The organism is Hymenobacter elongatus (assembly GCF_004745955.1).
Classification (GTDB): Bacteria; Bacteroidota; Bacteroidia; order Cytophagales; family Hymenobacteraceae; genus Hymenobacter; species Hymenobacter elongatus.
In genome coordinates, this window is the sequence record NZ_SRLD01000063.1 from 1 (window position 1) to 13,057 (window position 13,057).

At 59.6% G+C, this 13,057-nt stretch carries 6 protein-coding genes; 1 reads left to right on the plus strand and 5 read right to left on the minus strand.

From position 1 onward, the window contains the following. From E5J99_RS19955 to E5J99_RS19975, 5 genes are all read right to left on the minus strand, one after another. Positions 1-1,683: condensation domain-containing protein (locus tag E5J99_RS19955; protein WP_245319136.1), on the minus strand; the 1,683-nt coding region annotated here is incomplete at its 3' end. Positions 1,684-2,024: 341 nt separating this feature from the next. Further along, a complete protein-coding gene (locus tag E5J99_RS19960; RefSeq protein WP_135499577.1) occupies positions 2,025-8,612 on the minus strand; it encodes a non-ribosomal peptide synthetase in 6,588 nt (2,195 codons plus the stop codon). A gap of 4 nt (positions 8,613-8,616) precedes the next feature. Next, on the minus strand, positions 8,617-10,668 hold the full coding sequence (locus E5J99_RS19965; RefSeq protein WP_210114496.1) for an AMP-binding protein: 2,052 nt from the start codon (positions 10,666-10,668) through the stop codon (positions 8,617-8,619). Positions 10,669-10,718: 50 nt separating this feature from the next. Next, positions 10,719-11,408, minus strand: a complete 690-nt coding sequence (locus E5J99_RS19970; protein WP_135499579.1) for a formyltransferase family protein — start codon at positions 11,406-11,408, stop codon at positions 10,719-10,721. Between the two features lie 50 nt (positions 11,409-11,458). After that, positions 11,459-11,866 (minus strand): hypothetical protein, encoded by a 408-nt coding sequence (locus tag E5J99_RS19975; protein WP_135499580.1) that lies wholly within the window; start codon positions 11,864-11,866, stop codon positions 11,459-11,461. A gap of 619 nt (positions 11,867-12,485) precedes the next feature. On the opposite strand from E5J99_RS19975, the gene E5J99_RS19980 reads away from it, so the two are divergent. After that, entirely contained in the window at positions 12,486-12,851 is a 366-nt protein-coding gene (locus tag E5J99_RS19980; RefSeq protein ID WP_167852257.1) for a transposase family protein, read from the plus strand. Positions 12,852-13,057 lie beyond the last annotated feature (206 nt).

The window sequence follows — 13,057 nt, forward strand, 5'->3', positions numbered from 1 at the left end:
GGCCAGCTGCGAGGACTGCGCGTCGAGCTCGGCATACGTCAGGCGGCTGCCCGAACGGCCGCGCACCGCCACCCGCGACCCATGCGCCAAAACTACCGCCCCGAATTCCGCCAAAAGTGAACCGGTGGAAGAGGCAAAGTCCGTTTCAGTATTGGTCAGTGGCAGGGAGTTTTTTTCTTCTTCGCTCAGGTAATCGATACGACCGACGGGCTGAGTGGAGTCGCGCAGTATTGCCGCAACGAAGTCAGTGAAATGGCGGCCGAACTGCTCGATGAAGAATGAATCCAGCACATCGGTATTGTATTCCATGCGGATGGAAAGCGCATCGGGCTGCTCATGGCACCGGAAAGACAGATCGAATTTGCTGGCTACTTCCTGCGAAATCACAAAATCGGCCGAAGCCAGGCTGTTGGCCTCCTGTGCAGCGCGCGTCGAGGTTGCGTCGGCCGACTGCAAGTTCAGCATTACATCAAACAGCGGGCTGCGGCTAGGGTCGCGGCGCAAGCCCACGGTTTCTACCAGCCGATCGAAGGGGTAGAGCTGGTGCTGAAAAGCGCCCAGCGTGGTGGCTTTCACCCGCTCGAACAGCGCCTCGAAGCTATCCTGGCCGCTGAACTGCGTGCGCAAAGCCAAGGTGTTGACGTAGAAACCAAGCTGATCTTCTAACTCGCTATGCTCGCGGCCCGCAATGGGGCTACCGATAACCATATCTTCCTGGCCGGTGTAGCGGTAGAGCATACCTTTCAGACAGGCCAGCAGGCCCATAAATAAGGTGCCGCCCAGCTGTTGGCTCAGGTGGCGCAGCTGGTGCGTAGTGGCCTGATCCAGCGCGATGGTGTGGAACGCCCCGTTGTGAGTGAGTAGGGCGGGGCGGGTTTTGGAGCTGGGCAGCTGCATAATGGGCAGCTCGCCGGTAAATTTCTCCTTCCAGTAGTTCTCCAGCGTGTGCAGCGAATCGCCGCTGAGCTGTTGCAGGTGCCAGGCGGCGTAGTCTTTGTATTGAATTTTCAGCGGTTCCAGCACATTTTCCTGCCCCTGCACCAAGGCCAGGTAGCTCGTCAGCACATCCTTGGTCAGCAACTGCATCGACCACCCATCACTGATGATGTGGTGCATGTTGTAGTAGAACACGTGGCGGTCGGTGGCGAGCTGAAACAGGCTGGCCCGCAGCAACGGTCCCTGGCCCAGGTGAAAGGCCACGGCCAGATCCTGGTGTACCTCGGCACGTACCTGGTCATCACCATTGGGATGGGCGCTCAAGTCGGAATAGCGCAGGCGAAAAGCCAGCTCCGAAGCCGACAGAACATGCTGCCGGGGCTCACCCTGGGCATTTTCGCGAAATACCGTCCGCAGAATTTCGTGCCGCTCAATTACGCTGTTGATGGCGTGCTCAAACAGCCCGGCATCCAGCGGGCCAGTGAGCTCCAGTACCGAGGGAATGTTGTAGGTCACAGCATTTTCGTCGGCTTGGCTCAGGTACCACAGGCGGCGCTGGCCGTCGGAGAGGGCATAGTCGGGCTGGGCGGGCACCGGCGGAATGGTGGCGTAGTCTTTCTGTTTCACGCGCTCCGTGCGGATAAAGTCCATCAGCGCCGTTTTGTGCGTTCTGATGAGGTCTTTGTCCTGGGCTGTCAGGTTCTCGGTTTTGCCCCGCAGCCGAAGCGTATTCGCGGTATCGTCCAAGGTGATAGTTGTTCCCTTAGCCCGTAAATTCAATAGTAGATCTAAAACGTCCATTAGTATAGCAGTATATGTTTAGCGTAGCGAAGGGTATTCTTGTCGACCCAGATAACAGCACTGCGGCCGGTGAAGGCAAAAAACCGAGGCCTGTTCCCGTTCTTCGCCAGCAAGCGGGCAACCTGGTTCAATCTTATTCGAAGCAGTTAAATAAAACAGGCCGACACTGGCCGGATAATCCTATGAAACGGGCAAGCCGGTGGCCCGGCGCCAGAGACGCCGGGCCGGGCTGCCCTCCCTTTCCCCATGCGCAGTCAGCGCGGCGGCCGGGAGGCTAGGTCAGCTATTTAGAAAATCAACTCGGCTTCGTCCTGCTCCGCGCCCACGGTTTCGGTCTCCATCCAGCTCACTGCGTCGATGTAGTTGGACAAATGCTCGATAGTAGGCTCAACGAACAGGTTTTTGAGGTCAATCTTTACCCCAAATTCCTCGTGGATTTTGGACAGCACACGGGTCGCTTTCAGGCTGTGGCCGCCCAGGTCGAAGAAGTTGTCTTTGATACCGATGGACTCGGTTTCCAGGATATTCTGCCAGATAATCACCAGGCGGGCGTCCACGTCGTTGCGCGGGGCCACGTAGGCCGTGAGGGGCTCGTCGTTGGCATCGTGGGGCTTGGGCAGCGCCGCCTGGTTGATGGTACCCTGGCTCGTAAGCGGAAAGGCATCGAGGCGAATGAGCGAGGCCGGCACCAGGGTGGCGGGCAGCAGGGCAGCCAGCGCCTTCTTGATAGCCTTGACACTCAGTGGGTTGCTCAGTACGTAGTAGCCCGTCAGCTCCAGCTCGCCGGTGGCCGTGCGGGTGGCGAGCACGGTAGCTTCCTGCACGTCTTCCAGCTGCTGCAAGGCGGCCTGCACTTCCGCCAGCTCAATGCGCTGGCCCTGGAGGTTGACCTGATTATCGGTTCGGCCCACATACTCCAGCTCGCCCGAGGCTAGCAGGCGCACCAAGTCGCCGGTGCGGAACAGCGTTTCGCCAGCCCGGAAGGGGTTTTCAACAAAGTGCTGAGCCGTCAGCGTGGGGCGGCCGTGGTAGCCGCGGGCCACGCCGGCACCGCTCACGCCCAGCTCCCCGATGACGCCCAGTGGCACAGCCTGCAGGTTGCCATCGAGCACCACAGCGCTGAGCGTGGGCAGCACACGGCCGAGGTGGCGACTCGTGCCCACCTCGATTTCCGTTGCCGTCAGTTCGCGGTTAGTGCTGAAGCCAGTGGTTTCGGGGCTGCCGTAGAGCGTGCTGAACCGGCAGGTAGGGTACGCCTGCTGCCAAGCCTGCACCGTTTCGGGCAGCAAATCGGCACCGGCCAGCAGCACGCGGCGCAGGGCCAGCGGGGTTTCGGCCAGCTGCTTACTCACCGTGGTAGTCAGGTGGCGGAAAGCGGCCGTGTTTTGGGTGAGCACCGTAATTTCCTGTTCCCGCAGGAAGTGCAGGAAAGCCGTAGCATCAGTGGCCGTTTCCTGGGGCACCAGCACCACCGTGCCGCCATGTAGCAGGCTGCCGTAGGTTTCCCACACGGCAAAGTCGAGGCCGGTGGCCGGCATGAGAGCCCACCGATCGTGGGCGTTAAAGCCGAACAGATTGCCGGCGTTGTCGAGCTGGCTGAGCACGTTGCGGTGTGCTACCTGAATGCCGTGGGGGTTGCCCGAAGCATCAGAGGCGTAGAGCACGTAGGCCAGTTGGGTGGGCTTGATGGCGGCCGCCACGGCTGCGCCGCTGTATGCGACCGTCGTCATATCCAGCCACTGGGCATTGACCCCGGAATCGGTGATTTTTTTGGGTAGCGAACCGTCTGTCAGGATGAGTTGGCTGCCGCTGTCCTGCACCAGATATTCGAGGCGGGCAGTGGGGTAAGCGGGGTCGAGCACTACGTAGGCACCACCGGCTTTGAGCACGGCCAGCAGCCCGATGAACAGCCACTCGTTGCGTTCAGCCAGCAGGGCTACCGGCGTTTCGGCCCCAATGCCGTAGTCACTCAGCAGCACGCGGGCCAGCTGGCCCGAGCGTTCGTCGAGCTCGGCATAGGTCAGGTCTTGGCCACCGAGGCGCAGGGCCACGCGGTGGGCGTGGGTGCGGGCTACGGCCTGGAAGCGGCTCACCAGCGTAGCGTTCTGGTCGAAAGCCACGGCAGTATTATCGGTGAGGGCCAGCAGCGCCTGCGTTTCGGGGGCGTCCAGCACGTTCACTTCGCTCAGGGCCAGCGCCGGGTTGGCGGCTACCTGCCCAAATAGCGTGGTCAGGTGCTGTCCCATCCGGGTGATAGTGGCTGGGGCGTAGAGGTCGGTGTTGTATTCCAGGCTGAGGCGCAGGCCGTCGGCTTCTTCCGAGAAGCAGAACGTCAGGTCATATTTTGTGACGCCGGTGTTCAGCTCCAGGCGCTCGAAGTGCAGGGCCGAAGACAACGCCTGCGAGGCTTTCGAAGCTTCGGTATTCTGCATAATCACCATCACGTCGAACAGCGGCGAGCGGGATAAGTCGCGCTTCAGGTTCAGGTCGGCCAGCAGCATCTCAAACGGATACACCTGGTGCTCGAAGGCGTTGAGCAGCTTGTCTTTCTGCTGCTGGGCCAACGACAGGAAGCTTTGCTCCGCGCTGAGCTGGTTGCGAATGGCCAGCGTGTTGACATAAAAGCCAATCTGGTCTTCGAGCTGGATATGGTCGCGGCCGGCTACGGGCGTGCCGACGGTGATGTCGTGCTGGCCGGAATACTTGCTCAGTAGCACATTTACGCCACCCAGCAGCACCATGAACAGGCTCAAATCGGCGCTGTTAGCCAGCTGCTTGAGCGGGGCTGAGAGGGCCGGGTCGAACAGCACAGTGGTGGTGCCGCCGCTGTATGTTTTGATGGCGGGCCGGTCGAAATCGGCGGGCAGGCTGAGCGTAGTGCCCAGGTTGCTGAACTCGCCCAGCCAGAACTGGCGGTGGTTGTCAAGCTTTTCGCTGGACAGCTCCTGGCGCTGCCACACCGCAAAATCCTTGTATTGCAGCGCGAGCGGAGCCCAAAGCGCTTCCTGGCCCTGGGCCAGGGCTTCGTAGGCCTGCAGTACTTCCTTCACCAGCACTCCGATGGACCACCCGTCGCTGATGATATGGTGCATGCAGAAAGACAGAATCTGCTCTTGGCCGGCAATATCGATGATGACACTGCGCAGCAACGGGCCTTTTTCCAGGTCGAACGGCTGCTTCCACTGCTGCTGCAACAGCTCCTCGACCTGCGTGGCCGAACTCGTGGCGGCTACCGGCAGCGTCCGGATGGCGAAGTTGATTTCCGCCGCCTCGTGAATCAGCTGCACGGGCGCACCTTCGTGCTCGGTGAAGGTGGTGCGCAGGCTTTCGTGGCGGGCAATTACCTGCCGGAAAGCCTGCTCCAGCAGGGCCGCGTCCAGGGTGCCCTGCACGCGGAAGGCGGCGGGCATGTGGTAGGCTACCGAGGCATCTTCGAAGCGCGTAAGCACCCACAGACGCTCCTGGGTGAAGGAAACGGGGTAGAACTGGCTGTGGTCGGCGAGGCTGATTTCGCGGAAGCGGGTTTCGTTTTTGCGCTCCAGCAAGCTCGCCTGCTGCTCAATGGTGGGGTACTGAAACAGCTCGTTCAGGGAAATGTCCTTGCCCATACGCTTCAGGATGAGCGACTTTAGGCGCGTGGCACGCAAGCTGTGGCCGCCGACCTCAAAGAAGTTGCTGCGGATGCCAACGTCCTTCTTGTTCAACACCTCTTTCCAGAGCTGCTGCAACCGGATTTCCAGCTCGGTGGTAGGCTCTACCAGGGCCGCAGCTTCGGCACCCTTCTGCGAGGGTAGCGGCAGGAGTTTCTTGTCGACTTTGCCGTTCGAGTTCAGCGGAATCTTATCCATCTTCACCCAGTAGGTAGGCACCATGTAGGCGGGCAGGCTCTTGCCCAGAGCCGCTTTGAGCTCCTTGTTCGACTGCTCGCTGCTGCCTTCCCAATAAGCCACGATGGTTTTTTCACCTTGAATGTCTTTCACCACCACCACGGCTTGCTGCACGCCTTCCTGCTGCTCCAGCAGAAACTGAATTTCGCCCAGTTCGATGCGGTAGCCGCGCACTTTCACCTGGTCATCGACGCGGCCGATGAACTCGACCTGGCCGTCGGGCAGCCAGCGGCCGATGTCGCCGGTTTTGTACATGGTGTGGCCCGGTGCGAAGGGGTTGGGCATGAAGCGCTCAGCCGTTAGGTCGGGGCGGCCGTGGTAGCCTTTGGCAATGGACTGGCCGCTGAGGTAAATCTCGCCGTCCACGCCCTCGGGCAGCAAGTTGCGCGACTCGTCCAGGATGTACATCTGGGTGTAGCCCACGGCCACGCCAATCGGGATAATTTCGTAGCCGTCGTCGGCAAAGCGGTAGTTGGTGCTGTACGTGGTGTCTTCGGACGGGCCGTAGAGGTTGCGCACTTCCATGCGGCGGTAGTCCAGGTCCTTCTTGAACTTCTTGGGCACCGGCTCGCCGGCCATGTTCAGGGCTACCACGTGGGAGAGGTCCACGTTGTCTTCCAGCAGGTTGCGCACCACCGATGGCACGGTGTTCACCAGAATATTCCGATCCTGGGGCAGGTACTGCGGAATCTCCAGGGCCGAGGTCAGCAACCGGATTTTCTTGCCCTGAATGAGCGGGAAGAAGAACTCGTACACCGACAAGTCGAAGCAGTAGGAAGTGGCCGCGTACAGCAGCTCGTAGGGCGTAGCGGCAAACTCCACGCACGACCATTTCAGAAAGGCAATGGCGTTGCGGTGGCAGATCTGCACGCCCTTGGGCTTGCCCGTCGAGCCGGAGGTATAAATCAGGTAGGCGGTTTTCTCGCGCAGGTCGCCGGCATCGGCCACTTGGCCTTCGGTAGCCAGAATGGCGGCTTCCTCGGTGTTGAGGTTGATGACGCGGTCCTGGTAGAGGGCCGGAATCAGCGGGCGGCTGCTGGTGTCGCTCAGGATCAGCAGCGGGTCAGCATCCTCCAGAATGAAGTCGATGCGGTTCTGCGGGTACGTGGGGTCGACGGGTACGTAGGCGGCCCCAGCTTTCAGAATGCCCAGCACGCTGACGATGGTCCAGGCCGTGCGCTGCATCAGAATGCCCACGAAGGGATTATCGGCGTTGCCCAGCTTGGCGCGCAGGTACACGGCCAGCTTGTCCGAGCGCTCATTCAGCTCCCGGTAGGTCAGGGTTTGGTCTTTGGTAATGAGGGCCACCTGCTCGCCCCGATTCTGGAACGACTCGGTGAGCAGACGGATGATGCTGGCTTCGTCGATGCCCTCGATGGGCACGTTGAACTCGGTCAGAATCTTGGCTTTCTCCGCATCCTGAATCAGCTGCAGCTCGCCCACGCGCTGGTCGGGGGCGGCCATTACCTGGTTGATGAGGGAGAGGTAGGCCTGGAAGAAGCGGTTGATTTTCGCCTCTGTAAACAGCTCGGTGCTGTAATCGATTTCCACCACAAACTGGTTGCCGGCCTCGGTGCTGAAGCTGAAGCTCAGGTCGAACTTAGCGCCCTGGTGAACGGTGGCCAGCCCGGCTCCGTCGCCGAAGTATTGGTCCAGCTCCAGCAGGCAGAAGCCGTACTGCTTGCTCATTTGCAGGCTGCCGTCGCCGTAGGCCGTGTTTTGCAGCACAATCATCACGTCGAACAGCGGGTTGCGGCTCGGGTCGCGCACGATGTTGAGCTCTTCCACCAGCTTATCGAAGGGGTAATCCTGGTGCTCGAACGCCTGCAACGTGCTCTGGGAAGTTTCCTTGAGGTAGGCGGCAAACGACTGCTCGGGCGCGATGCTCGTTTTCAGGGCCAGCGTATTCACATACAGGCCCACCTGGTTTTCGAGGTCGTAGTGGCTGCGGCCCGATACGGGCGTGCCCACCACCAGTTGTTTCTGGCCCGAATACTTGTAGAGCAGCAGGTTGAGCGTGGTATGCAGAAGGCTAAATAGCGTGGTGTGCGACTCCCGGCAGAAGCTGTTGATGCGCTGATACAGGGCCGCATCGAAGCTGAATTTGGTCAACGAACCCTTGTAGCCCTTATTTTCGGGGCGCGCGAAATCGGTAGGCAGTTGCAGCGGGTCGATGTTTTCCCCGAGGCGCTCCACCCAGAATTTACGGTATTTCTCGCCACTGTCGCCGGTCAGCTTGGCGGCCATCCAGGCGGCGTAGTCCTTGTATTGCACCGGTAGCGGAGCCGTGTCTACGGCTTCGCCCTTGCACAACGACTCGTAGCAGGCCATCACCTCCTGCACGATAACGCCGAACGACCACCCGTCGCTGACGATGTGGTGCATGCCAAAAAACAGCGCAAACTCGGTATCCGAAAGCTGCATCAGCTTCACTTTCAGCAGCGGGCCGTGGCTTAGGTCGTAGGGCAGGTTGGTGAGGTGGGCCAGCTCGGTTTCGAGCCGCTCCCGCTTGTTGGCTACGGGCTCAATGTTGTCGTGCTCCATTTCGAAGCCGATCTGGTCGAGTACAATCTGGCGTGGCTCGCCCTCCACTTCCCGGAACACGGTGCGCAGGCTGGCGTGGCGCTGCACGGTGGCCTGAAATGCCTTTTCCAGGTTGGTTTTATCAACGCTGCCCTGCAGAAAAAAGCCCTTCACGATGTTGTAGGCCACCGAGCCGCCTTCAAACTGGCTGAGCACCCACAGGCGCTGCTGGGCGTTGGAGAGCGGGTAGCTGGCCTGCTCCGCCACCACCGGAATCGGCTGGTACACAGACTGCTTAGTGGCTTCGCGCAGGAAATCCACAATCTCCCCCTTGCGGGCCTTGATAACATCAATTAATTCCTTGCGCAGGTTACTTGTTTCCCCCATCAGCTTCAGGTTCTCACCGTCCAGCTTAGGAAAAATCTTGCTGGCTTTCAGCTCGTTAATGATATCCAGGATCTTCATAAGACTATAAGATTATTTCTTTACCGTTCTCTTGTTTACTATTCAGCCACAGGGATAATTCAAGTTTAGCCGCCAGCTCGGCCACCGTGTTCACCTGAAACAGCTGGGTAGCATCGAGCTGAATTTCCAGGTCACGGTTCAGGGTATTCACGATTTCCATCGAGCGTAGCGAGTCGATGCCCAGGGCCGTCAGCTCCTGGTTCACGTCAATCTGGTCGGCGGGGCAGTGCAGCAGCTTGCTGGCCAGCACCAGTTTCAGGTAGTCCTGGATGTTTTCGGCGGTGCCGTCCTGCTTGGCCTTGCTGAGGCGCAGCACGTAGTCGGCCGCGTCGATGATGACCATTTCCCGGGTCTGGGCGAGGGCCGTGAGGTGCGTCTGGCGGTAGTTCAGGGCGCACTGCACGCGCTGGAGCTTGCCACTGGAAGTGCGCGGAATGGCAAAGGGCTGCACCAGCACCACGTCGTAGGGCCGCAGGCCGGTTTCTTCCAGCACCTTGTGCTCAATGGCCTTGATGATGGGCAGCGTATCGGTGGTGCGGGCATGCTGGCGTTTCAGTTCGGCCAGAATTACCAGCTCTTCGTAGCCGGCAATTTCGACCGGGAAAGCCGCTACCCCGTTTTTCTCCACCGCTTCGTGGGCCGTGCTGGCCGAAAACTCGATGTCGTAGGGATAATAATTCTTGCCCCGAATGATGAGCAGTTCCTTGAGGCGACCGGTAACGTAAAGGTGGCGCTGGTGGAAAAAACCCAGGTCGCCGGTTTTGAAATAGCGCTGGGTGGTATCGGCGGCAAAGGCAATCCGCTCGTTGTCCATGTTCCAGTAGCCGGCACTGGTGCTTTCGCCCGCAATGCAGATTTCTCCGATGTGCAGCTCGCCGGCTTCCTGCTGGGAAACCCCGTCCAGGATGCGCACGTGCATGCCATCGGCCACGCGGCCCGAGGCCACCAGAATGCGGGCCGTGGGCTCGGCGGGGTCAATCAGGCTGAGCTGGTTGGCGGGCAGCAGCTCGGCATCCACGGCCAGGGTACGGTATTCGGGGCTGGTTTTGCCCCCCGATACCAGCAAGGTAGCTTCGGCCAGGCCGTAGCATGGGTAAAACGCGTTGGCCTGAAACCCGGTGCTGCGGAAGTGGGTCCGGAAGCGGGCCAGGGTTTCGGCACGCACCGGCTCCGAGCCATTGTAAGCCACTTTCCAGCACGACAAATCCAGCTGACCGACCTCCCGGGCTTCCACCCGATCCACGCACAGGTCGAAGGCGAAATTGGGGCCGCCACTGTGGGTTACGCGGTAATCGGAAATAGCCTGAAGCCAGCGCTGGGGCTTTTGCAGAAAGTAAAACGGCGACATCAGCACGCCCCGCCCGCCGGTAAACACCGTGTGCAGAATGTTGCCGATCAGGCCCATATCGTGGTAAAAAGGCAGCCACGAGCCGATAATGGAATCCTCGTCGCAGCCGAAAGCCTGCTGAATCAGCTGCTCGTTGTGCAGCAGGTTCTGGTGCGACACCATCACGCCCTTGGGCCGGCCCGTCGAGCCGGAGGTATACTGAATAAAGGCAATGGCGTTGGCGGCCGTATCCAGGGCGGGTGCCCGTTCCTGGAAGGCCACGGCTTCCAGGGTTTCATCGGTGGCAATAATGGGCATGCCCAGCTCGGGCAAGCCCGTATGAATGCGGCTCCGGTACTTGCCGCTGGTCAGGATGGCGCTGCTCCGGGAGTCATCGATGATGGTGGTGAGGCGCACCATGTGCTTGCTGCCACGCGGCAGAAACATGGGCACCGCCGTAACCCCGGCCCGCAGGCAGGCCAGAAACGCGACGATAAACTCCAGCCCCTCGGCGTAGAGCAGCATAGCGCGCTGGTCGGATAGGCCACGGCCTGCCAGGTGCAGGGCCAGCGCGTTTACCCGCTCGTCCAGCTCGGCGTAGGTAATGGCGCAGGTGTTGGCCTCTTCCTCATCCAGATAAGTAAAAACTACTTTCGCCGGAAAAGCGCTGGCATAGTGCGCCAGGTAGTGCGTAAGCGTAGCGAAAGTGTTCAAGGGCGTAGTGGACAAGGGTGTCGAAAAAGGACGTAACGGATAGGCGGCGGGTAGAAAAAGGCCGCCTAGAGCTGACTGATAAGGGTGTGGGCTTTTGAAAACCACATTTCGAACAGCCCGAATTCGGTGGCGTTGGCGTAGGCCGGCGCGGTTTTGTGCTCGGCCAGCTTCACCAGGTCTTTGTAGGAATAGAGCTTGCTGGTGGCTTCGGGCAACACTGGCGCTTCGAAGGCCTGGCCCCGGACGATATGCTCCAGGTTCTCGTTGAAGATGGCTTCGCAGCTTTTCAGGCACTGCACCATCACATCTTCGAAGGTGGTGTGGGCATGCAGCGGAAACTTCTTGATGGCCAGACAATGGCCCGTGTCGATGTTCTCGTCGATTTCGTGCAGCGACACGCCGTATTCCTTTTCCGCGTTGAGCAGGGCGAAAATGATGCACACTTCGGGCTTGCCCCGGTACTTAGGAATCAGGCCGCTGTGGATGTTGTAGAAACGGAAGCCCGGCAGGCTCAGTATCGGCTTGCGGAATAGCCAGCCGTTGTTGATCGAAAACACAATCTTGTCGGTGCCCAGCGCCGCCAGGCTTTCGACTTCGTCGTTGATGTTGGCCACTTTCCGGAACGGAATCTGGTGCTTGGCACAAAAAGCCGCCAGCTCATCGGTGGGGCTGTATACCATGTCGATGAGCACGTTGCTTTGAAGCGTAAACAGGAGCGTACTCTGTAATAAACCGCCTTCGCCTACAAAAATCATGGGGGTGATGGTATCAGTGATAAGCTAGAACCTACTCGCGGAAGCGCCCGTTACTTGGCCGGTACGATGCCGCCCACCTCGGGCTTGGACTGGAACACGACACTTTTGCCAGCCAGAAACGACAGGCCGGTCAGCAGGCCGCCGATGAGGCCGGAAGCCAGCAGCAGCACGATTTTCTGGAGGCCCATCACGCTGGCGACTTTATCGAACAGCTCGGCCTGGTAGAGCACGCCATATAAGGTATTGGCACCGGCCCACACCACAAAGCCCACCAGAAACCCGATGCCGAAAACCGGCAGGTTCCAGCGGCGGTAGGGCAAAGCCAGGCCCAAGGCAAACACCACGACTGTGAAGCTCCACCAGGGCAGCATCGCCAGCTGCTTCACCAGAATAATCAGAAAAGCCAGACCGATACTGGTGGCAATGGAAGCACGTAAGCTGTTGTTTTTGTGACGCATATGGAATATAATTTTGATAAAAAAACCAGGGTAGTGAAGAGAGAGTAGCGCTGGGCAAAGCTGCCGGAACCGGGAAAATAACTACCGGCCAACAGGGCCGGGAATAGCAGTTGGGGGCGGGGTCATGGGCAGCGGAAGCGCTGTTCCGTCCGACAATCTGGTCAGCAGCCTATTACCACTGTTCCAAAAGTGCCAGCTTGGTAGCACATCCAAAAGAATGTTACACCAACCGGGTCATCCGCTGTACCAAATCCCCGGTCCAGCGTTTCAGTGCACCCAAGCGTCGGCACCGCGCATCCGGCGCGGCCGCCACACCCGGCCACCAGTTGCCGGCCAGCATCATTGCTTCCTAAAATATAGAACCGCGCACGTTATTGGCGTATTTTCAAACACACCCCGCCCACGCGCATATTTTTTGATTTTTTCCTAAGTACAACGGCAAACCAGGACTGATTCACCAAATTTTATTCGTTTTACCAACGTGGCCAGGCCGGGCGTGTATCGTAAGTAAGCGGCAGGTGCACGGTAGGCGTATTACCGCTAGGGCTTCCGCACCAAAAGAAAGTAAGCCTGTTGCCGGTGAGTTTCGGGGATGGACTATTTCGCCTCCTTCACCCACTTGACGAACCCGCGTGTGCAGGGCCGGTGCTTGCATCAACTAGTTGATGTCCTGGCCCTGTTACTCTGCAGTGCGTTGGCCGGCTGCTACGATTTGCTGGAAATTTGTGACTACGGCCGTGCCCAACTCGCCTTTTTGCGCACGGAGCTGGGCCTGCCTTTTGCCAACGGCATCCCCTCCGAGGACACCTTGGAGCGGCTGCCTCAACGCTTGAACCCAAAGGAATTGGAGCAAACGCTGCGCGCCCGCGCCGGGTCGCTAGCTAGGCGGCAGCTGTGCGTCAATGGCAAGGAAAACCGCGCCACCACTCCCGCCGGCCAGCTAAGAGCCTCAGAAAGTACTACTGTAGTACTCCCCAAAAGTTGAACAGTTTCGGCGGGCTATTTTAGTCAACGTGACCTCCTCCCAATTACTGGACCGGTCTGCGGTAGAAAATCAGGCGTTCTTGACCTCCTCCCAATTGCTGGACCGGCCTGAAGTAGAGAATCAGGCGGTTTGAAGCTCGACAGTACTGGCGGCTGCCATGACCTGATCGGGCGTTAAATTCTGCAGCGAGCTGTGGGGTCGGAAAC

Bases quoted from the DNA above. Each gene is read 5' to 3' on its own strand.
- E5J99_RS19970 (WP_135499579.1), bottom strand. From the start codon at position 11,408: ATGATTTTTGTAGGCGAAGGCGGTTTATTACAGAGTACGCTCCTGTTT.
- E5J99_RS19960 (WP_135499577.1), bottom strand. From the start codon at position 8,612: ATGAAGATCCTGGATATCATTAACGAGCTGAAAGCCAGCAAGATTTTT.
- E5J99_RS19975 (WP_135499580.1), bottom strand. From the start codon at position 11,866: ATGCGTCACAAAAACAACAGCTTACGTGCTTCCATTGCCACCAGTATC.